The following is a 24,000-nucleotide window of genomic DNA, read 5'->3' as shown; positions in this document are numbered from 1 at the left end:
CTCGGCTGCTTTCCGCCAGACCGCGGTGAGCCGAGCATGGGCTCGGCTCTACAGGAGGTCCAAGGCACGGCTACCGCTTTGGTAGGTGCCAACCTTGGTTGGCACAAACAGGGAGAGGCCTTCACCCCATCTGGGGTCCAGGCGCCGGACGGATCGTGCCCACCAAGGTGGGCACCTACCAGGAGCGGGTCATCGGCCTGCCCCGGCTGTGCCGACCAACGGCCGGCACCCACCCAAAAGGTCAGCTCAGCGCTTCCGCCGCTTCCAGGGTGTTCTGCATCAGCGTGGCCACGGTCATCGGGCCCACGCCACCCGGCACCGGGGTGATCCAGCTCGCCCGCTGGGCAGCGGCCTCGAACCCGACGTCGCCCACCAGGCGGCCGTCGTCCAAGCGGTTGATGCCCACATCGATCACCACCGCGCCCGGCTTCACCCACTCGCCCGGCACGATGCCCGGGCGGCCCACCGCCACCACCAGGATGTCGGCGTTGCGCACCGCCTGTTCCAGCACGTCCTTGGGGGTGAACTTGTGGCAGCTGGTCACCGTGCAGCCGGCAATCAGCAGCTCCAGGCCCATCGGGCGGCCGACGTGGTTGCTCACGCCGACGATGGTGGCGTTGCGGCCACGCACCGGCTGATCGGTATGGCCCAGCAGGGTGGTGATGCCGCGCGGCGTGCACGGGCGCAGGCCGAACTCGCGCAGGGCCAGATGGCCGACGTTTTCCGGGTGGAAGCCGTCCACGTCCTTGCGCGGGTCGATGCGCTGGATCAGGCGGCGCGCGTCGGGGATGCCCGGCAGCGGCAGCTGGATCAGGATGCCGTTGATCTTCGGGTCGGCATTCAGCTGGTCGATCAGGTCGAGCAGCTCGGCCTCGGTGGTCCCGGCCGGCAGGTCGTAGTCATGTGCTTCGATGCCGACCTTCTCGGCGGCACGGCGCTTGTTGCGCACGTACACGGTCGAGGCCGGGTCGCCACCGACCAGCACCACGGCCAGGCCCGGGCGGCTGCCACCGGCGGCCACGCGGGCGTCGACGCGCACCTTCAGGCTGTCGAGCAGGTCCTCGGCGATGCGGCGGCCATCGAGGATGCGGGCAGGAAGCTGGGGGGCGGAATCGGTCATCGGAGGCAGGCGTGGGGCGGCGGGGACGCTATTGTCCCCGATTCAGGCCCCCTCGCCCACCGCGGGATCGAATCCTGACGGGGTCGGATCCCTTTGCCGGAGGCAAAGGGCTCTGACCCCCAACACGACCCCCAGCACGGCGTAGCGGGTCAGAGCCCTTTCCGCTGGAAAGGGATCCGGCCCGCAAACATCATTCTTCCTCTTCCGGCACATCCTGCGGATTGAGCGTCTTGCTCTCGCGCTTCGGCGCGGTGAACGGCGTCGGCGTCGGCACGCCCTGCGGGCTGTTGCCGTAGATCATCCGCGCGCCGGCATTCAGACCACCACCGGCAATCTCCAGCTCGAAGCGCTCGGCATCGCGGCGGCGGATCTCGGCGGCAATCTCCACCGCGTCGTCCTCATCCGCGCCCAGCTCCACCAGCGCGGCCTGGCCGAACAGCACCGCCGATTCAAAGGTCTCGCGGATCTGGAAATCGACACCGGCATGGATCAGCCGCAGCGAATGCTCGCGGTCGAACGAGCGCACCATCAGCTTGGCCTGCGGGAACTCGTGCGCCACCAGTTCGACGATGCGGTCAGCCGCTTCGGCCTTGTCCACGCACACCGCGATCGCACGTGCGGTGGCCGCGCCCGAGGCATGCAGCACGTCCAGGCGGGTGCCATCACCGTAGTAGATCTTGAAGCCGAAGCGCGCCGCGCTCTGGATCATCTCCACATCGTTGTCGATGATGGTCACGTCCACGTCGCGCGCCAGCAACGACTGGCTGGCGACCTGGCCGAAGCGGCCGAAGCCGATCAGCAGCACGCTGCCGGACAGGCCATCGGCCTCGTCCACGCCGTCCATGTTCACCGTCGGCTTCGGGGCGATGCGCTTGTAGACCAGCACCACCAGCGGGGTCAGCGCCATCGACAGCACCACCACGGCGGTGAAGTTGGCATTGATCTCCAGGTTGATCACACCGGCCGACGCGGCAGCAGAGAACAGCACGAAGGCGAACTCGCCGCCCTGCGCCATCAGCACGCCACGGTCCAGCGCCTGTGCGTGGTCGCTGCCCATGATGCGCGCCACCACGTAGATGCACAGCGCCTTGGCCGCCATCAACGCCAGCACCAGGCCGAGGATCAGCTGCCAGTTGCCGGCCACCACGCCCAGGTCCAGCGCCATGCCCACGCTGAGGAAGAACAGGCCCAGCAGGATGCCGCGGAACGGCTCGATGTCCGCCTCGATCTGGTGGCGGAAGGTCGACTCGCTCAGCAGCACGCCGGCCAGGAACGCGCCCATCGCCATCGACAGGCCGGACAACTGCATCAGCAGCGCCGCACCCAGCACCACCAGCAATGCGGCGGCGGTCATCACCTCGCGCGCCTTCGATTCGGCCAGCACCCGGAACAGCGGATTGAGCAGGAAGCGGCCGACCAGCACCAGGCCGACGATGGCGCCCACGCCGATCGCCACCGACAGCCAGCGCGAACCCTCGCCATCGGCGCTGCCCGCGCTCGGGCCCATCCACGCCACCAGCGCCAGCAACGGCACGATCAGCAGGTCTTCGAACAGCAGGATCGAGACGATCTTCTGCCCCGACGGCAGCGCGATGTCGCCACGCTCGGCCAGCAGCTGCATCACCACCGCGGTGGAGGTGAGCACGAAGCCGGTGGCGCCGATGAAGGCGACCTGCCACGGCAGGCCGAACAGTTTGGCGATGCTGGTCAGCACCAGCGCGCAGGTGACGATCTGCAGCGTGCCCAGCCCGAAGATTTCCTTGCGCAGGCTCCACAGGTGCGAGGGCCGCATTTCCAGGCCGATCACGAACAGGAACATCACCACGCCCAGCTCGGCGGTATGCAGGATCGCCTGCGGATCCGAGAACCAGCCCAGCCCGAACGGTCCGATCGCCAGGCCGGCGGCGAAGTAGCCCAGCACCGAGCCCAGGCCGGCCCGGCGGAACAAAGGCACCATCACCACCGCCGCGCCCAACAGGGCCACGACCTTGACCAGCTCGCTGGTCGCTGCTTCTACCGCCATGCGGTGTTTTCCCCAAGATCCAGAATCGGGTTCAACAATAGAGCAATGCCGATGACGGCAATAGCACGCATGTTGCGTCGGATTGTCTTGGAGGTGGAACGATGTCGGGAATGACCCCCGGCCTCATCCCGAAACCCGATACATCCATCCACGCATGGCGTGGATCTACTGATGCTTCGGTAGATCCACGCCATGCGTGGATGAATCCCCGGGTCGGACTTACCCACCCCGGCAGAACGCGGCGTAATCGATATACCCCGGGAACGGCACACCCGGCGCGCACACCGGGCAATGCGGGTCGGGCCGGATGCCGGTCTCGCGGAAGCGCATGCCCAGCGCATCGAAGCGCAGCAGGCGCCCCACCAGCGGCTCACCGATGCCCAGCAGCAGCTTCAGTACCTCGGTGGCCTGCAGCACCCCCGCCAGCCCCGGCAGCACCCCCAGCACGCCGGCCTCGGAACAGTTCGGCGCGAACTCCGGCGGCGGCGGCTCCGGGAACAGGCAGCGGTAGCACGGCGCCACGCCGCGCTGGCGGCCGGCGTCAAACACGCTTACCTGGCCATCAAAGCGCTCGATGGCGGCATACACCAGCGGCTTGGCGTGCTTGATGCAGGCGTCGTTGAGCAGGTAGCGCAGCGGGAAGTTGTCCGAGCCGTCCAGCACCACGTCCACGCCCTCCAGCAGCGCATCCACGTTCCCGGACGTCACCCGCTCGGGCACTGCCTCGACCTCGATCGACGGGTTCAACGCCAGCAGGCGCTCACGCGCCGAATCGACCTTGAGCTGGCCGACGCTGGCCTCGGTATGCACGATCTGCCGGTGCAGGTTGCTGCGCTCCACCCGGTCGTGGTCGGCAAAACGCAGATGCCCTACCCCGGCCGCGGCCAGGTAGAAGCCGGCCGGCGCACCCAGCCCGCCCGCGCCCAGCACCAGCACGCGCGACTGCTGCAGCCGGCGCTGGCCGGCTTCGCCCACCTGCGGCAGCAGCAGGTGCCGCGAGTAGCGATCAAAGAAATCGCGGTCGGCGGCGCTGGCCAGCGGCTGCACCAGCGGCAGCGACTGCTCGCGCCAGGCTACGGTACCGCCCGTCACGGAAGCGACGTGGGTGTAGCCGGCCTCCAGCAGGAACTGCGCGGCATCGGCCGAGCGCTTGCCGCTCTGGCAGATCAGCAGGATCTCCTGGTCGTGCCGCGGCAGATGCGCGGCCGGGTCGGCCTGCAGCTCGCCCTTGGCCACGCCGCGCGCGCCCTCGGCCATGCCGCCAGCCCGTTCGTGCGCCTCGCGCACGTCAATCAGCACGGCGCCGTGGGCAAGACGCTCGTGGGCCTGTGCGGGGGAAAGCTCTCGGATGCTCATGGCGGCATTATCGCGCACGTGGCGTCGGCCCGCCTTGACCAGAATCTGTAGAGCCGAGCCCATGCTCGGCTGACGCGCGCAACGCGTCGGTGGCAATACGCGAACAGCAGCCGAGCATGGGCTCGGCTCTACAGGTATGCGCCCGGCAACAAAAAAGGCGGCCCTCAGGCCGCCTTTTTCTGCATCACTTGCCCTTGACGTGCTTCATCAAGCGCCGCTTGGCCTTGACCTGCCGCTCGGTGAGGACATTCTTCTTGCCCTCGTACGGGTTGGTGCCCTCGCGGAAGATGAAGCTCACCGGCGTGCCGATCAGCTTGAAGCGCTTGCGGAAGAAGTTCTCCAGGTAGCGCTTGTACGACTCCTGCAGTTCCTTCAGGCGCGTGCCGTGCACGATGAAGGTCGGCGGGTTGGCGCCGGCCGGGTGCACGTAGCGCAGCTTGGAGACATGGCCGCGGATGGTCGGCGGCGGGTTGGTCTCGTAGGCCACTTCCAGCGCCTTGTTCACTTCGCTGGTGGTGAAGGTCTTGTTCGCCGATTCGTGCGCACGGTGCACCGCACGGAACAGCTCGCGCAGGCCCGAGCCATGCTTGGCCGAGATGCGCACCGATTCAGCCCACGGCACGAAGCCCAGCTTCAGCGACAGCATGGTTTCGGCCTGCTCACGCTGGTACTCGGTCAGGCCATCCCACTTGTTGATGGCGATCACCAGCGCGCGGCCGGCGTCGAGCACGGCACCGAGCACGGTGGCGTCCTGGTCGGTCACGCCTTCGGTGGCGTCGAGCATCAGCACGGCCACCTGGCACTGCTCGATCGACTGCATGGTCTTGACCACCGAGAACTTCTCGACGACCTCGTCCACGCGCGAACGACGGCGCAGGCCGGCGGTGTCGATCAGGCGGTATTCGCGGCCATCACGCTCCAGGTCCACCGCGATCGAGTCGCGGGTGGTGCCCGGCACGTCGGAGGCGATCATGCGCTCCTCGCCGAGGATGCGGTTGACCAGGGTCGACTTGCCCACGTTGGGGCGGCCGACGAAGGCGATGCGGATGCGGTTCGGATCGTTGTCCAGCTCTTCGCCGCTGCCTTCTTCCGGCAAGCGCTGGATCACTTCGTCCAGCAGGTCGTCCAGGCCCTGGCGATGCGCAGCCGAGACGGTCAGCATTTCGCCGAAGCCGTATCGGGCGAACTCCGAACGCACGGTGTCCTCGTCGGTGCCGTCGATCTTGTTGATCAGCAGCAGCGTCGGGCGCGACAGCTTGCGCAGCCAGGCCAGGATCTCGTCATCCATTGCCGACGTCCCCTCACGGGCGTCGACCACGAACAGGATCAGGTCGGCTTCGGCCGCAGCGGCGCGGGCCTGGCGGGTGGTAGCCCCTGCCAGACCCTCTTCCTCTTCCGCGATGCCGCCGGTGTCGACGACGAGGAAATGATTGTCCTCGTCCAGACGACAGACGCCGTAGTTGCGGTCGCGGGTGACGCCGGGCTGGTCATGGACCAGGGCGTCACGGGTGCGCGTAAGCGCATTGAAAATAGTCGACTTGCCGACATTCGGCCGTCCAACCAGGGCGACCAAAGGCAGCATCGCGATTACTCCAATTTTTAATTTGCCAACCGGAAGGCGGTCAGCTTGCCATCAACGTTCTGCACCAGCAGCACCCCGTCTACGACGACCGGTTGGGCCAGCAGGGCGTCACCGCCACTTTTTGCCCGTGCCGCCATCGCACCATCGGACGCCTGCAGCCAGTGCACGTATCCCTTGTAGTCGCCGACCACCACGTAGTCGCCATGCAGCGCCGGGCCGGTCAGCAGACGACGGGCCAGCGCGGTCTGCGACCACATCGCGGCGCCGCTGGCCTTGTCCAGGCCGAACACGCCGCCCTTGTTGTCGGTGACGAACACATTGCCCGACGACACCGCCACGCCACCGGCACCGCCATGGTCGCGCGCCCACAGCGGGCGACCGGTCGGGCCTTCGATGGCCATGGTCTGGTTCTTGAAGCTGCTCACGTAGAGGGTGTTGCCCTCCAGCACCGGGGCGCCGTCGACGTCAGCCATGCGCTCCAGCTCGGTGCGGCCTTCGCCGTTGCCGAGGTTCTGTTCCCACAGCGTGCGGCCATCCTGCTGGGCCAGGGCCGCAACCGCGCCCTCGTCCTTGCCGATGAACAGCACGCCCGGACCGGTCACCACCGGCGCGTTGCCACGCACGGTCAGTGCCGGCAGTTCGCTCGGGTTGAACCACTTCTGGGTGCCGTTGCCGGCATCGAAAGCGGTCACACGGCCGTCGTTGCTGCGCACGTAGACCATGCCCTGGGCAACGGCCGGCGCGGCGATGACTTCACCCGGAACCCGGGCGCGCCACTTCTCGCTGCCATCGTTGATGTCCAGGGCGATGACCTGGCCATCCAGCGTGCCGATCACCACCAGGTTCTCACCGACACCCGGGCCGCCGGACAGGCGCAGCTTGGCCTTCTTCTTTTCCTTCTTCGGCTCCCAGGTCCAGACCTTCTTGCCGGTCTGCAGGTCGATGGCGTGCACGCCACCGGTGATCGCCGCAGCGAACACATGGCCGTTGGCCACCGCCGGGCCCTGGCGCACGCCGATGCGGCGCTCGCCCTTGCCGAGGTTGACCGACCAGGCCTTGCTGACCTTCAGGGTCGGCTCGAACTTGACCAGCTCAGCCGGTTCCTGTGCCTTCTTCGCGGCCGCGTCCTTGCCAGCGAACCAGCCCTTCATGGTGCTGCAGCCGGTCAGGGCCATGCCCATCAGGAGCACGGTGGCGACGCGGGTGATCATGACCTTCTGACTCATCAAACCGACTCCGCAGGGGCGGCGACGGTGCCGCCGGCGTCCATAACCTTGGTTTCCAGCAGGCGCCGCTGCGGCGCTGCCACGTCCAGCGACTTCAGCGCCTTCTCGTACTGTGCACGGGCGTCGTCACGCTTGCCCTGCGCCATCAGCGCATCGCCCTGGATTTCCAGGCTGCTGCTGTCGGTGGCGCTGCCCAGCAGCTTGATCGCCTCGTCGCTCTTGCCGGTGGCCACCAGCAGGCGGGCCACACGCTGGTCGACCACGCGCTGCAGGTCGCCTTCGACCTTCACATTGCGCAGGGTCGCCAGTGCCTCTTCGTTCTTGCCGGCGTCGACCTGGGCCTTGGCCAGCTGCAGCGCCGCGAGGTCGCCGTAGATGCTGGACGGGCCGGCTTCGAGCGCCTTGACCGCCTTGGCGGCGTCGTCAAGCTTGTTCTGCTGCAGGCCCTGCAGGGCCTTCTGGTACTCGACATTGGCCGAGGCCAGCTTGCCGCCCTGATCCTTCTGGTACCACTGCCAGCCGGCAATGGCACCGATGGCGATGACTACGCCACCGAGGATGCTGGCGCCATTCTTCCGCAGCCAGCTGCGGACGCGTTCACTTTGTTCGTGCTCGTCGAGCAGATCGTCGATCGCCATGCGTACTCTCGCCCCGCCCATCGGGAGGGACCATTGGGATTATCGAAGGTGGTGAAACCGCGCCTCAGTGCGAAACCGGGACTACGGAGCCTTCAGAGGATACCTGAAAGCGTGCCACGTTGGCTCGCTGGTAGGGGGTCAGATCGACGATAGCGCCGTTCTGCTGAACCTGGACCGCCGAGGCGTTGCCCAGGGTCACCCGGGTCACCTGGCCCGGCGTGAAGCTGCGGGTCTCGCCGGACTTGATCAGCGCCTTTTCGACGGTGCTGCCGTCCGGGCCGCCAATATCGACCCAGCTGTCGCCGCTGAACTGCATTTCCAGCGCATTGCCGACAACCGCCGGGGCCGGCGACGGGCGCGGCACCGGGGCCAGCGAGGCCACGTACGGGGTAGCTGCCGGCTTGCTGGCCGGGGCCGGGGCCGTTTCGGCCGGCGCGACCGTCTCGCTACCGGACGCGGACGGGGTGACCGGCACGGCGGCCGGGACCACGTCCAGCGAGGCGGTGCTCGGCGACGGGGTGGCGCTGCCGTCGAAGTGGCCACGGGTGGCGAACCACACCGGCACCGCCAGCGCTGCGGTGATGCCGACGTACAGCACGCGCCGGCCAAGGTTCTCGGCAATGCGGCGCGCACGCGGGGTATGGGTATGGCTGACCAGGGTGGGCGGAACCACCGGGCCGACCTGGGCCTGTTCCAGCAGCTGGCCCACGTCCACGTCGAGCAGGCGTGCATAGCTGCGCAGCTGGCCGCGCACGAACACCGGCGCCCCCAGCTTCTGCCATTGTTCCTCTTCCAGCGACTTGACCACCTGGACCGGCATGCGCAGGCGCGAGCCGACATCTTCGAGGGTCAGTCCGGCCGCTTCACGGGCCTGGCGCAGGCGGGTGCCGCAGCCGGCCGCAGTCTCGAGAGCGCTCACAGTCTGGTCATCAATCACAATGCATCAACCCTGGAGTTAGGAGCCCGCTTCCTGCGGAAATTCCTGTCGAATCCGCTGCAGATAACGATCAGATGCCGCCCGATCGCCCAGCCTCGCTTCGATTTGAGACGCAAGTTGTAACACGGAACGCGTTGCGGGTGCAGCCGCAATCCTACGTTCGGCGAAGGCCCGGGCCTCCATGTAGCGGCCCTGGCGGAAGCTCAGCTGGGCCATCGACTCCAGCGCGACCGGGTTGGCCGGAGCCGCGACGAGCGCCGCACGCAGGTCGCGTTCGGCACGTTCGAGCTGTCCGGCGTCCAGTGCACAGCTGCCGGCATTGGCCTGCGCTTCGCCCGGGGTGGCATAGCCCGGGGCCTGCAACGCCCGGTCGAACCATACCAGCGATTCGGCCGGCTGGCCCTGCTGGCACAGCCAGGCGCCGTAGTTGTTGAGCACGTCTCCGCGCTGCGGCGCCAGCTCGGCGGCCTTGCGGAAATTCTCGCCCGCCTGGCGGGTACGGCCACGACGGTCATCGATGCCGGCCTGCAGCACCAGCGCGTCGGGCGCCTCGGGCGCCAGTTTCAGCGCTTCGCGCACCTTGCGCTCGGCGGCGTCGAGATTGCCGACCTGCATGTCGCGGGTCGCCAGGGTCAACAGGTCACGCCAGCGCACTTCGCGCCGGACGCTTTCCGGGTCACCCACCGAATAGACCGGCGCCTGGCTCGGCCCGAGCTTGGCCTTGGGATGGGATTTGCAGCCGCCGACCGCGAGAGCCAGCGTGCCTGCGAGCAGAACCAGCCAGAGGCGGTCAGGCCGCGGCATCGCTCCCCTTCCCCGCCTGCAGCGTCTTGTTGAACTCGGCCTGGCGGCGGGTACGGTCCATCACCTGCCCCTTGAGCTGGCCACAGGCGGCGTCGATGTCGTCGCCACGGGTGCGGCGGACCATGGTCAGCACGTTGCTGTCGAGCAGGATCTTCTGGAAGGCGCGGATATGCGCCTCTTCGGAGCGCTCGTAGCGGGTGCCCGGGAACGGGTTGAAGGGGATCAGGTTGACCTTGCCCGAGTCCCTGGCCTGCACCGCGTTGTCGAACTGGTGCATCAGGCGGGCCAGTTCGCGGGCATGCTCGGGCTTGTCGTTGATGCCCTTCATCAGGGTGTACTCGAAGGTGACCGATTCGCGGCGCTTGTTGGCGCGCAGGTAGCGTGCGCACGAGGCCATCAGCTCGGCGATCGGGTACTTCTTGTTCAACGGCACCAGCGTTTCGCGCAGTGCGTCATTCGGCGCATGCAGGGAAACGGCCAGCGACACGTCGCTTTCGGCGGACAGGCGATCGATCTGCGGCACCAGGCCGGAGGTCGACAGGGTCACGCGCTTGTTGGCCAGGCCATAGCCCAGGTCGTCGCGCATCACGCTCATGGCGCGCACGACGTTGTCGAAATTCATCAGCGGCTCGCCCATGCCCATCATCACCACGTTGGTGAGGCGGCGCATCTGGTGCGGCACGTTGCCCAGGTGGCGTGCGGCAACCCACACCTGGCCGATGATCTCGGCGGTGGTCAGGTTGCGGTTGAAGCCCTGGGTGGCAGTGGAGCAGAACGTGCAGTTCAGGCCGCACCCGACCTGCGAGGACACGCACAGCGTGCCACGGGTCTTGTCCGGGATGTACACGGTCTCGATGGCGTTCTTGCCATCCACGCCCATCGCCAGCAGCCACTTGTGGGTGCCGTCGGCGGAGGGCTTGTCGAACACGATGTTGGGGACAACGACCTCGGCATGGGACTGCAGCTTGGCGCGCAGGACCTTGCCGAGGTCGGTCATTTCATCGAAGTCGGTGACGTAGCGATGGTGGATCCACTTCATCACCTGATGGGCACGGAATTTCTTTTCGCCAAGAACCTCGACGAAAAACTTCTCCAGGCCCGCGCGATCGAGGTCGAGCAGGTTCTGCTTGCCAGCCGTGGGTGCCGACTTCGGCAGCGGCTGGATGGCGGGGGACTGTACGACCTCGTTCACGGCATTACTCTCAGCGCGAAACGACTTCGGTGGCGGCGAAGAAGTAGGCGATTTCAATCGCGGCATTCTCGACCGAGTCCGAGCCGTGGGCGGCGTTGGCATCGATGGATTCGGCGAAGTCGGCGCGGATGGTGCCCGCAGCGGCTTCCTTCGGGTTGGTGGCGCCCAGCAGGTCGCGGTGGGCCAGGACGGCGTTCTCGCCTTCCAGGGCCTGGATCATCACCGGGCCGGAGATCATGAACTCGACCAGCGCGTTGAAGAACGGACGCTCGCGGTGCACGGCGTAGAAGCCTTCGGCTTCACGGCGCGACAGCTGCTTGTACTTGGCGGCCACGACCTTCAGGCCGGCCTTCTCGAAGCGGGCGTAGATTTCGCCGATGACGTTCTTGGCAACGGCGTCCGGCTTGATGATCGAAAGGGTGCGCTCCAGCGCCATGGGATGTCTCCAATGGAATCGGGCCGCTGATGGCCCGAAGGGTAACATGAAAAAAACCCGCGTCGGGACGCGGGCTTAGCCTGATAAACGTAGGCGAATTGTAAAAGATAAAGATCGCGCGCGGTAGAGGGCCCAGGGTCGCCGCCCGTGGGGGGCTCTGCCCCCCGCTTCACCCGTAGAGCCGAGCCCATGCTCGGCTGCTCCTGTCCGGCCGGAAGCAGCCGAGCACGGGCTCGGCTCTACAGGGGAGAGCCCATTCACCCACCTGAGCGGATTCTGACCGGTCCGGGCGTTTTTGCTGCACTGCAAAATGCCATACGCTACCGTCTGGTCCTAGTATCAAACAATCGTTTGATTAAGGTCCGCCCGCCGATGGCCAAACCCGCCCACTTCTCGACCAAGGACCGGATCCTCGGCGCGGCCGAGGAGCTGTTCGCTCAGCACGGCTTCGCCGGTACCTCGCTGCGCCAGGTGACCAGCCAGGCCGACGTCAACATCGCCGCGGTCAACTACCACTTCGGCTCCAAGGAAAACCTGGTCAACGAAGTGTTCCGCCGCCGCATGGACGAGATGACCGGTGCGCGCCTGTCGCAGCTCGAACGCGCCCGCAGCGAACACCCCGGGCAGCTGCGCCCGGTACTGGCCGCCTTCGTCGAGCCGGCCCTGGCACTGGCCCAGGACCGCCAGAACGGCGGCGCCTTCGTGCGCGTGATCGCCCGCGCCTACGCCGAGAAGAACGACAACCTGCGCAAGTTCCTGTCCGATCACTACGGCCATGTGCTGCGTGCGTTCGGCAAGGCCATCGGCGAGTGCGTGCCCGACCTGAGCAAGGAAGAGCTGTACTGGCGCCTGGACTTCCTTGCCGGCTCGCTCACCTATGCCATGGCCGACTTCGGGCTGATCAAGCGTCCCGCCGGTGTCACCGAAGCGGCGCATCGTGCCCATGCCGCCCACGAACTGATCCATTTCGCCGAAGCCGGGTTCCGCGCCGCCGCACGCGCCAGCGCCCTGCCCGCTTCCCTTTGATTCCACCCAGTAACTGCTGACCAACAAAGGCCCTACACCATGTCCAATTCCCTGCTAGTCCGCCGCGCCGCCGTGCTGGGTGCCGGCGTCATGGGTGCCCAGATCGCCGCCCACCTCACCAACGCTGGCGTCGACACCGTGCTGTTCGACCTGCCCGCCAAGGAAGGCCCGGCCGATGGCATCGTGCTGAAGGCGATCGCCAACCTGGGCAAGCTGAGCCCGGCGCCGCTGGCCAGCAAGTCGCTGGCCGAAGCCATCACCCCGGCCAACTACGAGTCCGGCCTGGAGCAGCTGAAGGACTGCGACCTGATCATCGAGGCCATCGCCGAGCGCATGGACTGGAAGCAGGACCTGTACAAGAAGATCGCGCCGTTCGTGGCCGACCACGCGGTGCTGGCATCGAACACCTCGGGCCTGGGCATCAACAAGCTGGCCGACGTGCTGCCCGAGCAGCTGCGCCACCGCTTCTGCGGCGTGCACTTCTTCAACCCGCCGCGCTACATGCACCTGGCCGAGCTGATCCCGGCCACCACCACCGACGCTGCCGTGCTGGAAGGCCTGGAAGAGTTCCTGGTCACCACCCTGGGCAAGGGCGTGGTGTACGCCAAGGACACCCCGAACTTCATCGGCAACCGCATCGGCGTGTTCTCGATCCTGTCCACCATCCACCACACCCAGCAGTTCGGCCTGGGCTTCGATGAAGTGGACGGCCTGACCGGCCCGCTGGTCGGCCGCCCGAAGTCGGCCACCTACCGCACCTCCGACGTGGTCGGCCTGGACACCATGGCCCACGTCATCAAGACCATGGGCGACACCCTGCCGAGCGATCCGTGGCATGCGTTCTTCAAGTCGCCGAAGTGGCTGGACGCGCTGATCGCCAAGGGCGCGCTGGGCCAGAAGACCGGCGCCGGCATCTTCCGCAAGGTCGGCAAGGACATCGTGGTGCTGGACCTGGAGAAGCAGGACTATCGCCCGGCTGACCGCACCGCCGCTCCGGAAGTGGTCGAGATCCTGAAGATCAGGAACCCGGCCGAGAAGTTCGCCAAGCTGCGCGAGAGCCAGCACCCGCAGGCGCAGTTCCTGTGGGCGACGTTCCGCGATCTGTTCCACTACAGCGCCTACCACCTGGCCGACATCGCCGAGACCGCGCGCGACGTCGACCTGGCCATCCGCTGGGGCTACGGCTGGTCGCTGGGCCCGTTCGAAACCTGGCAGGCCGCCGGCTGGAAGCAGGTCGCGCAGTGGATCGCCGATGACATCGTCGCCGGCAAGAGCATGAGCAACGCCCCGCTGCCGGACTGGGTGTTCGATGGCCGCGACGGCGTGCATGCCGCCGAAGGCAGCTACAGCCCGTCGCGCAACGCCAAGCTGCCGCGCTCGTCGCTGCCGGTGTACCAGCGCCAGCGTTTCCCGGACCCGCTGCTGGGCGAGACCTTCGCGCCGGGCGAGACCGTGTTCGAGAACGACGGCCTGCGCATGTGGCACGACGGTGATGGCATCGCCGTGGTCAGCTTCAAGACCAAGATGAACACCGTGTCCGACCAGGTGCTGGACGGCCTGCAGGAATGCGTCAGCCGCGCCGAAAAGGACTTCCAGGGCCTGGTGATCTGGCAGCAGAAGGAACCCTTCTCCGCGGGTGCCGATCTGGCCGGCGCGCTGGGCCTGCTGCAGGCCGGCAAGGTCGACCAGTTCGAAGACATGGTGGCCAACTTCCAGCGCACCAGCCAGCGCATCAAGTACTCGCTGGTGCCGGTGGTGGCGGCGGTGCGCGGCCTGGCCCTGGGGGGTGGCTGCGAATTCCAGATGCACAGCGCCAAGACCGTGGCCTTCCTGGAAAGCTACATCGGCCTGGTCGAGGCCGGCGTCGGCCTGCTGCCGGCCGGTGGTGGCCTGAAGGAACTGGCGGTGCGCGCCTCGCAGGCCGCAGGCCCGGGCGGCGACGTGTTCGCCGAACTGAAGAAGACCTTCGAGACCGTGGCGATGGCCAAGGTGTCCAACTCCGCGGTCAACGCCAAGGAGCTGGGCCTGCTGCGCAGCACCGACAAGGTCGTGTTCAACAGCTACGAGGCCCTGCACATCGCCAAGGCCGAAGCACGCGCCCTGGCCGAAGCGGGCTACCGTCCGCCGCTGCCGGCACGCCGCATCCAGGTCGCCGGCGACGTGGGCATCGCCACCTTCAAGATGATGCTGGTCAACATGCTGGAAGGCCGCTTCATCAGCCCGTACGACTACGAGATCGCCGAGCGCATCGCCACCGTGCTGTGCGGTGGCAAGGTCGACCGCGGCACCCTGGTGGACGAAGAGTGGCTGCTGACCCTGGAGCGCAAGCACTTCGTCGAACTGGCCCAGCAGGAAAAGACCCAGGCCCGCATCGCGCACATGCTGAAGACCGGCAAGCCGCTGCGGAACTGATTGATGGTGGGTGCCGGCGCAGGCCGGCGCTTCCTGCTGTGGCAGCCGAGCATGGCTCGGCTCTACAAAACCTATTCGAGAGATCACTGCAATGACCAAGCAAATCCAGGACGCCTACATCGTCGCCGCCACCCGCACTCCGGTTGGCAAGGCGCCCAAGGGCATGTTCCGCAACACCCGCCCCGACGACATGCTTGCGCACGTGCTGCGCAGCGTCGTGGCCCAGGCTCCGGGCGTGGACGTCAACCGCATCGATGACGCGATCATCGGCTGCGCCATGCCGGAAGCCGAGCAGGGCATGAACGTGGCGCGCATTGGCGTGCTGCTGGCCGGCCTGCCGAACACCATCGCCGCACAGACCGTGAACCGCTTCTGCTCTTCCGGCCTGCAGGCCGTGGCGCAGGCCGCCGACGCGATCCGCCTGGGCAACGCCGACCTGATGCTGGCCGGTGGCACCGAATCGATGTCGATGGTGCCGATGATGGGCAACAAGATCGCCATGGCGCCGAGCGTGTTCGATAACGACCACGTGGCCATCGCCTACGGCATGGGCATCACCGCGGAGAAGGTCGCTGAAGAGTGGAAGGTCTCGCGCGAAGACCAGGATGCCTTCGCCCTGGCCTCGCACCAGAAGGCCATGGCCGCGATCCAGAACGGCGAGTTCAAGGACGAGATCAGCCCGTACGAAATCGTCTCGCACCTGCCGGACCTGGCCGATGGCCAGCGCATCATCACCCGCAACAGGATCGCCGACACCGACGAAGGCCCGCGCCCGGACTCGTCCGCTGAAGGCCTGGCCAAGCTGCGCCCGGTGTTCCGCAACGGCCAGTTCGGCGGCACCGTCACCGCCGGCAATTCGTCGCAGATGAGCGATGGCGCTGGCGCCGTGCTGCTGGCCTCGGAGCAGGCGATCAAGGACTACGGCCTGACCCCGCTGGCCCGCTTCGTCAGCTTCTCGGTGGCCGGCGTGCGCCCGGAAGTGATGGGCATCGGCCCGATCGCCGCGATCCCGAAGGCCCTGAAGCAGGCCGGCCTGACCCAGGACCAGCTGGACTGGATTGAACTGAACGAAGCGTTCGCTGCGCAGTCGCTGGCGGTGATCCGCGATTGCGGCCTGGACCCGAGCAAGGTCAACCCGCTGGGTGGCGCCATCGCCCTGGGCCATCCGCTGGGCGCGACCGGCGCGATCCGTACCGCCACCCTGCTGCACGGCCTGCGTCGTCGCCAGCAGAAGTACGGCATGGTGACGATGTGCATCGGCACCGGCATGGGCGCAGCGGGTATTTTCGAGGCGCTGTAAGGTTCAAGGCGTTGCCTCGTTGGGCTTCGTGGCGTGGGCCGGGTTGGCAGGGCTGCCCGGGACACGCCGTGAACCCATCCATGGGGGCTCGATGGCGCCATCCATGGCGCCAACGGTCCCAGGCAGCCCTGCCAACCCGGCCCTTCCAGCCTCCCCGCGGCGGAAGGGTGAGCAAAGACAAGGCAAGAGCCGGGGTCAGATCCCTTTGCTGCGCAAAGGGATCTGACCCCAACGCAAAAAGGCAGCCATAGGCTGCCTTTTTTGCTTTTGCCCTTGCCCTTGATTCCGCCCTTCCCGTCCGCGCCAGCGGGAAACCCGACAGGCGGGACGGGTGGGCCTTTGCAGGACCGTTGGCGCCATGGATGGCGCCATCGAGCCCCCATGGACGGGTTTACGGCGTGTCCTGCAAAGGCCCACCCGTCCCGCCCATCACGTATCAATCAAAGCGCCGCGAACGGAACGCTCGAAAAACCCTTACTCCGCCAACATCGCCGCCAGCTTCTCCCGCGCCGGCCCTGCCAGCTTCGGGTTGTCCAGCGCAAAGCGGATCGTCGCCTCCACCAGACCCAGATGCGTGCCGCAGTCGAACCGGGTGCCTTCGAAACGATAGGCATCCACTTCTTCGGTCTTCAGCAGCTGCGCGATCGCATCGGTCAGCTGGATCTCGCCACCGGCACCGCTGCCGGTCTGTTCCAGCAGGTCGAAGATCTTCGGGCTCAACACGTAGCGGCCCACCACGGCCAGGTCGCTCGGCGCGTCCTCCGGCTTCGGCTTCTCGACGATCTGCGAAATACGGCCCTTGCGGCCATCGAATGCCTCGGTGGCGACGATGCCGTAGCTGGCGGTCTTCTCGTGCGGCACGTCTTCGACCGCGATCACGCTGGCGCCACTGGCCTCGTTGAGGTCGGCCATCTGCTTCAGCGCGCCGGCACCCCGGTTCCAGATCAGGTCGTCGGGCAGCAGCACGGCAAACGGCTCGTCACCGATCACCGCCTTGGCACACAACACCGCGTGCCCGAGGCCCAGGGCCTCTGCCTGGGTCACGAAGATCGCGCGCACGCCGTTGGGCAGCACGTGGCGGATCAGCTCCAGCTGTTCCTGCTTGCCAGCGCGCTCGAGCTTCTGCTCCAGCTCGTAGGCCTTGTCGAAATAGTCGGCGACCGCGTGCTTGTAGCGGTTGGTGATGAACACCAGCGTGTCGCAGCCGGCTTCAATGGCTTCATCCACGGCGTACTGGATCAGCGGCCGATCAATGATCGGCAGCATCTCCTTCGGCACAGTCTTGGTTGCCGGCAAAAAACGCGTCCCCAAGCCTGCCACCGGAAAAACTGCTTTGCGAATTCGCTTGCTCATTGGTGCCTGTTGGCCTCACGTGCCGGAAAAGGCACGACTTTAGCGGATGAAATGTAAGCATCCTGTTCGATTGGCGAGAACTCCGGCATCGTCGCAAACAGGATTTCCTGGATGCTGGCGGTGTCGTAATCGGCAATCGCCTCACGCAGGCGCGGCACGTTGCCCAGCACCAGGTCCCGCGAGAACGTACGTACGCCGGCCTCGAGAATCTTCGGATGCGCCGTCGACCGATAGTCTTCGTCCGAATAGAACAGCGTCTCGTGCAGCTTCTCGCCCGGACGCAGGCCGGTATAGATGATCTGGATGTCCTTGTACGGCTGCTTGCCGGTCAGGCGGATCATCTGTTCGGCCAACACGCGGATCGGCACCGGCTCGCCCATGTCCAGGGTGTAGATCGCACCATGCGACGCCGATGCGGCCGCCTGCAGGATCAGCTGGCAGGCCTCGGGGATGGTCATGAAGTAGCGGCTGACTTCCGGGTCAGTGACCGTGACCGGGCCGCCGCGCAGGATCTGCTCGCGGAACAGCGGCACCACGCTGCCGGCCGACGCCAGCACATTGCCGAAGCGCACGGTGACGAAACGGGTATGCGTGGACTTCTGGTCCAGGCTCTGGCAGATCATCTCGGCGTAGCGCTTGCTCGCACCCAGCGCATTGACCGGGTCGACCGCCTTGTCGGTGGAGATGAACACGAAATGCTCCACGCGCGCTTCCAGGCATGCGCGGGCGACGTTCTCGGTCGCCAGGATGTTGTTGCGCACCGCTTCGCGCAGCTGGCGTTCCAGCACCGGTACATGCTTGTAGGCGGCCGCATGGAAAGCGGTATCGACCGGGTGCAGCGACAGCGCGTGGCGGATCACCGCCGGGTCGCCACAATCGCCCAGTACCGCCTCGATCTCGACATCGGGGAAGCTGCGCCGCAGCTCGCCTTCGATGGTCAGCAACAGCAGTTCACTGATCTCCAGCAGGATGATGCGACCAGCACCATGCCGTGCGCACTGCCGGCACAGCTCCGAGCCGATCGAACCACCGGCGCCGGTGACCATCACGGTGCGGCCACCCAGCCAGCCACGGATCAGGTTCCAGTCCGGCATGATCGGCTTGCGGCCCAGCAGGTCCTCGATCGCCACTTCCTTCAGCTGGCCCGGCAGTGACTGGCCCTGGAGGATGTCACTGAGCTTGGGCACGGTACGGAACGGCACGCCGGTGCTTTCGCAGATCGCAACGACGCGCTGCATGCCCGCCGCGTCCAGCGAGGGCATGGCGATGACCAGCAGCTTGGCGGCGGTCTCCCGGACCACCGTCGGCGCGTCATCCAGGGTGCCGAGGATCGGCAGGCCCTGCAGCTTGGCACCACGCAGGTGCGGTGCATCGTCGAGCAGGCCGACCGGCTCGAAGTCGCCGGAACGGCGCAGGTCGCGCACCAGGGTTTCGGCAGCCTGGCCGGCGCCGAGGATCAGCACGCGGCGGGCGCTGGAATCGGACTGCAGTGCCTGGTAGTCCTTCCAGGCCCGGTACAGCAGGCGCGGCGCGCCCAGCAGTGCCGACAGCGCGAACGGATAGATCACCAGCACCGACATCGGTACGCCGTCGAAGCGCTTCCACATCAGCACCAGGACGATGGCCACCATGCCGATGAAGCTGGCCTTGAAGATGTTCAGCAGGTCACTGACGCTGGCGAACCGCCACAGCCCGCGATACAGGCCCACGCGCCAGAACACCAGGCCCTGCAGCAGCAGCACCAGCGTGGTATCGACGTTCCACAGGGGTAGCGCCGGGGCGTTGGGCAGGATCGAGTAACGCCCTGCATGGAGCAACTGCCAGCATGCCCAGACCATGAAGAGGTCGTGGCAGACGATGGCTGAACGCGGCATCAGGCCGAGGATTCTGTCCCGCCAGGGTGAAGCCATAAGTCAGGTAGTTCCTTGTCGGTGGCGCATTCCATTGCGCAGGAGGAGCCAGAGGACGCTCAACGCGATGAACCACGCGATCGCCACGACAGCCTCCCACCTCGGCTGCAGATTGGAGCAGACATTGAACACTGTAATACTGAACAGGCCCAAAGCAAAGTACATCCCTGTCACCTGGGGGTGACTGGCTCCTGCCTGCACCGCGCGCTGGTAGACATGCTGGGTATGGGGTTCCATCCAGCGTTGCCCCGAAATGATGCGCGCCAGCAGTGTGAAGCCCGCGTCCACGAGGAACGGCGAAACCGGTACCAGCAGCAGGATCCAGTTGATATCGGTACGCACGCTGGCGAGCGCCAGTACCGCTGCGACCGCATACCCCAGCGCGCCACTGCCGACATCGCCCATGAAGATCCTGGCGCGGGGGAAGTTGAACGGCAGAAATCCCAGGCAGGCCAGGCCCAGGGCCACGGCAGCCAGCGAATACGGCCAGGGCAGCACCGGCGCCAGTCCCAGCATCGCCACGACGGCCTGGCTGGCGGCAATGCCATTGATGCCGTCCATGAAGTTCCAGATGTTGATCAGCGAGGCGGTGAACACCAGCACCAACGCGGCCAACAGCCAACTGCCACCATTCACCTTGACCAGGCCGGCCAGCAGCGCGGCGGCGATGAAATGCACCAGCAGGCGACGCATCGCCGGCAGGGGCTTGTGATCGTCCCACCAGCCGATGCCGGCCACCAGCACCAGCCCAAGGCTGGCCACCAGCACACTGGGCGTGCTTTCCGGCCAGGCCCACATGGCCACGCCGGCAGTCACCAGCAGGCTGATGACGATGGCGATGCCGCCACCGCGCGGAGTGGCGACGCTATGGCTGCGGCGCTCGCCGGGCTGGTCCATCAACTGCTGGCGCAGTGCATAGCCCCGCGCTGCCCAGGTCAGCAACGCACTCAGCAGGGCGAGCCCCAGCAGCGCGCCCATCACAAGCCAGGGCATGGATCAGAGCACCGCGTAGTTCAGCAGCGGCTTGACCGTTCCCCACTCCTTGCAGCTCGGGCACTGCCAGTGGTGGGTACGTGCACCGAAGCCGCAGCGGGTGCAGCGATAGGCCGGGTTGCGCACCAGCAGCTGGTCGGTGATGTGCTTGAGGTCATGCAGGGTGGCGGTGGAATCAGCGCCCTCGGCGAGGGTCAGGTCGATCAGCGCGGACTCGCCACGCACCGACGGGCGATCCTTGAGCTGGCGACCGAGGTAGGCACGGGCCGGAGCCACGCCCTCCTGCTCTTCCATCAGCCGGGTCAGCGCCAGCACCGGGGCGATGCCGCGGTAATGCTCGGTCATCTCCGACAGGAACGCGCGCGCGCCTGCCAGATCGCCGACCTTGCGATAGTTCTGCATCAGCGCCGGCAGCAGTTCCGGCAGGTATTCGGGGTCGTTGCGCGCGGCGCGCTCGAAGGCGCGCACGGCGGCCTCCGGGTTGCCCGCGTCGGTTTCCAGCCGGCCCTCGATGATGCCGGCGCGCACCGACATCGCATCGGCCTGGTAGGCGCGGGCGATCGCTGCCCTCGCCTCTTCCAGCTTGCCGGCGCCACGGAACCGCTCGGCCAGTTCGCATTCGAACTGCCCGATCAGCTTGCCCATCGGCTCGCCGGTGACGTCCTCGAAACGGGTGGCGTTGTCGATCGCCTTTTCCCAGTCGCGCTCGGCCTGGTAGATGCCGATCAGGTGCTTGAGCGCCTGCGGGGCGCGCTGATCCAGCTGCGCCAGCTCGGTGAACACGGTCTCGGCACGGTCCAGCAGGCCGGATTTCATGTAGTCCTCGCCCAGGGCCAGCAGGGCCTGCACGCGCTGCGCGTCACTCAGGTCATGGCGATTGACCAGACCCTGGTGCAAGCGGATGGCGCGGTCCACTTCGCCACGGCGGCGGAACAGATGACCCAGCGCGACCTGGGTCTCGAAGGTTTCCTTGTCCAGCTCGGCGATGTGCAGGAACAGCTCGATGGCCTTGTCCGGCTGCTCGTTGAGCAGGTAGTTCAGGCCACGGAAATAGGTGCTCGACAGGCGGCTGACCTGGCTGTCACCGTGGCGTTGACCACCACGCCGTCCGATCACCCACCCGGCCAGTGCGGCCAGCGGAACGAACAGGAAGAACCAGAACCACTCGGTGACGAAATCCATCTTCGATCAACGTCCATCAAAAGATTGGGGGGAAGCAACCGGTGCCGGCGAAGCGACAGCGGACTTGTTGGCACGGCGCAGCTGGCCGTAGAGCGGAATGACCACGCTCACCAGCACCAGCCCGGCACCGACCACGACACCGACCAGCAGCGCGGCGATCAGGGCCACGCCCACCGAGGTGTGCAGCTGGGTAAACAGCAGGTTGATCGACATCGCGGTCATGTTGACCGCACCGATGATCAATCCAAGGATCAGCACCGCCAGCAGGACCAGCAGACGAAAAACCTTCATGCGACAGCTCCAGTGGCAGGAGTCCGTAGCTTATCCGACTCGCGGCTGGATTCGCACGCGGTGGCGCGACGGAAGGCTCAGGCCGGATCGGCGTCCAGCGGCAGCACACTGCTGACCCGCTCGCGCAGTTCCTTGCCCGGCTTGAAATGGGGGACATGCTTGCCCGGCAGGGCAACCGATTCGCCGGTCTTCGGGTTGCGACCCAGGCGCGGCGGACGATAGTGCAGCGAGAAGCTGCCAAAACCACGGATTTCGATGCGATCCCCGGCGGACAGCGATCCGCCCATCATTTCCAGCAACGACTTCACCGCCAGATCGACATCATCGGCCTTCAGGTGCGCCTGGCGGCGCGCAAGGATTTCGATCAGTTCGGATTTGGTCATTACCGGCTCACATCAGGGGCATCTCAGTCTGAAACGGCCCGGGCAGAAGCCCGGGCCGTCCAGGAAACAACGAACAGCGTAAGGCCGATTACTCGGACTTGTTGCCGTTCAGCTGTGCACGCAGCAGCGCGCCCAGCTGGGTGGTGCCGCTGGAAGCCGAAGAGGACTGGTATTCCTCCAGCACTTCGCGCATTTCCGCGTCGTCCTTGGCCTTGATCGACAGCTGCAGGGTACGGCCCTTGCGGTCCATGCCCACGAACTTGGCTTCGACCTTGTCGCCGACCTTCAGGTGCTGGGTGGCGTCGTCAACGCGCTCGTTGGCGATGTCGCGTGCCGAGACGTAACCTTCGATGCCGTCAGCCAGCTCGATGATCGCGCCCTTGGCGTCGACTTCCTTCACCACGCCTTCGACCTTGGAGCCCTTCGGATTGGCAGCCATGTACTGGCCGAACGGATCCTGCTCCAGCTGCTTCACGCCCAGGGAGATGCGCTCGCGCTCCGGATCGACAGCCAGGACGACGGCGTCCAGGGTATCGCCCTTCTTGAAGTTGCGAACGACGTCTTCGCCGGTGGTGTTCCAGCTGATGTCGGACAGGTGGACCAGGCCGTCGATGCCGCCGTCCAGGCCGATGAAGATGCCGAAGTCGGTGATCGACTTGATCTGGCCCGACACCTTGTCACCCTTCTTGTGGGTGGCAGCGAAGGTTTCCCACGGATTGGCGGCAACCTGCTTCATGCCCAGCGAGATACGGCGACGCTCTTCATCGACGTCCAGCACCATCACTTCGACTTCATCACCAACCTGGACAACCTTGGACGGGTTGACGTTCTTGTTGGTCCAATCCATCTCGGAGACGTGCACCAGGCCTTCGACGCCCGGCTCGATCTCAACGAACGCACCGTAATCGGTGACGTTGGAGACCTTGCCGAAGACGCGGCTGTTGGCCGGGTAACGACGGCCGATGTTGTCCCACGGATCCTCGCCCAGCTGCTTCAGGCCCAGCGAAACGCGGTTGCGCTCGCGGTCGAACTTCAGCACGCGGACGTCCAGCTCGTCGCCGACGTTCACGACTTCCGACGGGTGACGCACGCGCTTCCACGCCATGTCGGTGATGTGCAGCAGGCCGTCGATACCGCCCAGGTCCACGAATGCGCCGTAGTCGGTCAGGTTCTTGACGACACCCTTCAGGATCGCGCCTTCCTGCAGCTTGTCCATCAGCTGCTCGCGCTCTTCCGAGTGCTCGCTTTCGACGACAGCGCGGCGCGAGACCACGACGTTGTTACGCTTGCGGTCCAGCTTGATGAGCTTGAACTCGAGCTCCTTGCCTTCCAGGTAGGCCGGATCGCGCACCGGGCGCACATCGACCAGGGAACCCGGCAGGAAGGCGCGGACATCCTTGATGTCCACGGTGAAACCACCCTTGACCTTGCCGCTGATGCGGCCGGTGATGGTTTCGTTCTTTTCCAACGCTTCTTCCAGCTCGTCCCACACCATCGCGCGCTTGGCCTTCTCGCGCGACAGGACGGTTTCGCCGAAGCCGTTCTCGATCGAGTCGAGGGCGACCTTGACGATGTCGCCTTCGGCGACGTCGATTTCGCCAGCGTCGTTACGGAACTGTTCGATCGGCACGATGCCTTCGGACTTCAGGCCAGCGTTGATCACCACGACGTCGCCGCGGACTTCAACAACGGTACCGCTGACGATGGCGCCCGGCTTCAGCTTGGCCAGGTTGGCCTGGCTGGCTTCAAACAGTTCGGCAAATGATTCGGTCATTAGATTTACTCTGTTGGACACATGGGTCGGTGGCGTCCCCTTCAGGGGAATGGCGACCGCCC

General features: G+C 66.3%; 20 protein-coding genes. 3 read left to right on the top strand and 17 right to left on the bottom strand.

From position 1 onward, the window contains the following. Positions 1 to 241 precede the first annotated feature (241 nt). The 10 genes from folD to ndk all read right to left on the bottom strand — a co-directional run bounded on the left by folD (position 242) and on the right by ndk (position 11,314). Entirely contained in the window at positions 242 to 1,120 is an 879-nt protein-coding gene (folD, locus tag B9Y64_RS16205; protein ID WP_014036908.1) for a bifunctional methylenetetrahydrofolate dehydrogenase/methenyltetrahydrofolate cyclohydrolase FolD, read from the bottom strand. 190 nt (positions 1,121 to 1,310) lie between these two features. Then, positions 1,311 to 3,143 (bottom strand): monovalent cation:proton antiporter-2 (CPA2) family protein, encoded by a 1,833-nt coding sequence (locus B9Y64_RS16200; RefSeq protein ID WP_100441580.1) that lies wholly within the window; start codon positions 3,141 to 3,143, stop codon positions 1,311 to 1,313. A 219-nt stretch (positions 3,144 to 3,362) separates the two neighbouring features. Then, positions 3,363 to 4,499 (bottom strand): molybdopterin-synthase adenylyltransferase MoeB, encoded by a 1,137-nt coding sequence (moeB, locus tag B9Y64_RS16195; protein WP_100441579.1) that lies wholly within the window; start codon positions 4,497 to 4,499, stop codon positions 3,363 to 3,365. 184 nt (positions 4,500 to 4,683) lie between these two features. Continuing rightward, positions 4,684 to 6,081 (bottom strand): ribosome biogenesis GTPase Der, encoded by a 1,398-nt coding sequence (gene der / locus B9Y64_RS16190; RefSeq protein ID WP_014036905.1) that lies wholly within the window; start codon positions 6,079 to 6,081, stop codon positions 4,684 to 4,686. A gap of 17 nt (positions 6,082 to 6,098) precedes the next feature. Continuing rightward, positions 6,099 to 7,307, bottom strand: a complete 1,209-nt coding sequence (bamB, locus tag B9Y64_RS16185; RefSeq protein ID WP_100441578.1) for an outer membrane protein assembly factor BamB — start codon at positions 7,305 to 7,307, stop codon at positions 6,099 to 6,101. After that, the gene (locus tag B9Y64_RS16180; RefSeq protein WP_100441577.1) at positions 7,307 to 7,945 is read right to left on the bottom strand and encodes a YfgM family protein; all 639 of its coding nucleotides are present in this window, start codon (positions 7,943 to 7,945) and stop codon (positions 7,307 to 7,309) included. The genes bamB and B9Y64_RS16180 overlap by 1 nt, the downstream gene beginning before the upstream one ends. Before the next feature lie 64 nt (positions 7,946 to 8,009). Further along, positions 8,010 to 8,882, bottom strand: a complete 873-nt coding sequence (locus B9Y64_RS16175) for a RodZ domain-containing protein (RefSeq protein ID WP_100441576.1) — start codon at positions 8,880 to 8,882, stop codon at positions 8,010 to 8,012. Between the two features lie 18 nt (positions 8,883 to 8,900). Beyond that, a complete protein-coding gene (gene pilW, locus B9Y64_RS16170; protein WP_100441575.1) occupies positions 8,901 to 9,686 on the bottom strand; it encodes a type IV pilus biogenesis/stability protein PilW in 786 nt (261 codons plus the stop codon). Continuing rightward, a complete protein-coding gene (rlmN, locus tag B9Y64_RS16165; RefSeq protein WP_100441574.1) occupies positions 9,673 to 10,878 on the bottom strand; it encodes a 23S rRNA (adenine(2503)-C(2))-methyltransferase RlmN in 1,206 nt (401 codons plus the stop codon). Before rlmN ends, pilW begins: the two co-directional genes overlap by 14 nt. Before the next feature lie 10 nt (positions 10,879 to 10,888). Next, positions 10,889 to 11,314: a nucleoside-diphosphate kinase gene (gene ndk / locus B9Y64_RS16160; protein ID WP_008265389.1), complete on the bottom strand. Its 426-nt coding sequence runs from the start codon at positions 11,312 to 11,314 to the stop codon at positions 10,889 to 10,891. 372 nt (positions 11,315 to 11,686) lie between these two features. On the opposite strand from ndk, the gene B9Y64_RS16155 reads away from it, so the two are divergent. From B9Y64_RS16155 to B9Y64_RS16145, 3 genes are all read left to right on the top strand, one after another. Further along, positions 11,687 to 12,340: a TetR/AcrR family transcriptional regulator gene (locus B9Y64_RS16155; RefSeq protein WP_014646856.1), complete on the top strand. Its 654-nt coding sequence runs from the start codon at positions 11,687 to 11,689 to the stop codon at positions 12,338 to 12,340. A gap of 39 nt (positions 12,341 to 12,379) precedes the next feature. After that, on the top strand, positions 12,380 to 14,752 hold the full coding sequence (locus tag B9Y64_RS16150; protein ID WP_100441573.1) for a 3-hydroxyacyl-CoA dehydrogenase/enoyl-CoA hydratase family protein: 2,373 nt from the start codon (positions 12,380 to 12,382) through the stop codon (positions 14,750 to 14,752). 91 nt (positions 14,753 to 14,843) lie between these two features. Beyond that, a complete protein-coding gene (locus B9Y64_RS16145; protein ID WP_100441572.1) occupies positions 14,844 to 16,052 on the top strand; it encodes an acetyl-CoA C-acyltransferase in 1,209 nt (402 codons plus the stop codon). Positions 16,053 to 16,526: 474 nt separating this feature from the next. Here the strand turns inward: B9Y64_RS16145 and galU are convergent, their stop codons facing one another. From galU to rpsA, 7 genes are all read right to left on the bottom strand, one after another. Continuing rightward, positions 16,527 to 17,405 carry a UTP--glucose-1-phosphate uridylyltransferase GalU gene (gene galU / locus B9Y64_RS16140; protein WP_100441571.1) on the bottom strand — a complete coding sequence of 293 codons (879 nt, stop codon included), beginning with the start codon at positions 17,403 to 17,405 and terminating at the stop codon, positions 16,527 to 16,529. Next, entirely contained in the window at positions 17,402 to 19,315 is a 1,914-nt protein-coding gene (locus tag B9Y64_RS16135; RefSeq protein ID WP_100441570.1) for a polysaccharide biosynthesis protein, read from the bottom strand. Before B9Y64_RS16135 ends, galU begins: the two co-directional genes overlap by 4 nt. Before the next feature lie 3 nt (positions 19,316 to 19,318). Further along, positions 19,319 to 20,308, bottom strand: coding sequence for an MraY family glycosyltransferase (locus B9Y64_RS16130; protein WP_100441569.1), 990 nt, complete (start codon positions 20,306 to 20,308; stop codon positions 19,319 to 19,321). 3 nt (positions 20,309 to 20,311) lie between these two features. After that, positions 20,312 to 21,490: a lipopolysaccharide assembly protein LapB gene (gene lapB, locus B9Y64_RS16125; RefSeq protein WP_005416232.1), complete on the bottom strand. Its 1,179-nt coding sequence runs from the start codon at positions 21,488 to 21,490 to the stop codon at positions 20,312 to 20,314. Positions 21,491 to 21,496: 6 nt separating this feature from the next. Continuing rightward, the gene (locus tag B9Y64_RS16120) at positions 21,497 to 21,781 is read right to left on the bottom strand and encodes a lipopolysaccharide assembly protein LapA domain-containing protein (RefSeq protein WP_014036895.1); all 285 of its coding nucleotides are present in this window, start codon (positions 21,779 to 21,781) and stop codon (positions 21,497 to 21,499) included. A 77-nt stretch (positions 21,782 to 21,858) separates the two neighbouring features. Continuing rightward, on the bottom strand, positions 21,859 to 22,164 hold the full coding sequence (locus tag B9Y64_RS16115; RefSeq protein ID WP_005409286.1) for an integration host factor subunit beta: 306 nt from the start codon (positions 22,162 to 22,164) through the stop codon (positions 21,859 to 21,861). 88 nt (positions 22,165 to 22,252) lie between these two features. Beyond that, positions 22,253 to 23,938, bottom strand: a complete 1,686-nt coding sequence (rpsA, locus tag B9Y64_RS16110; protein WP_005416230.1) for a 30S ribosomal protein S1 — start codon at positions 23,936 to 23,938, stop codon at positions 22,253 to 22,255. Positions 23,939 to 24,000 lie beyond the last annotated feature (62 nt).

It is taken from the genome of Stenotrophomonas maltophilia (genome assembly GCF_002799245.1).
Lineage (GTDB): Bacteria > Pseudomonadota > Gammaproteobacteria > Xanthomonadales > Xanthomonadaceae > Stenotrophomonas > Stenotrophomonas maltophilia_S.
This window is presented reverse-complemented; position numbering and strand designations above follow the sequence as displayed.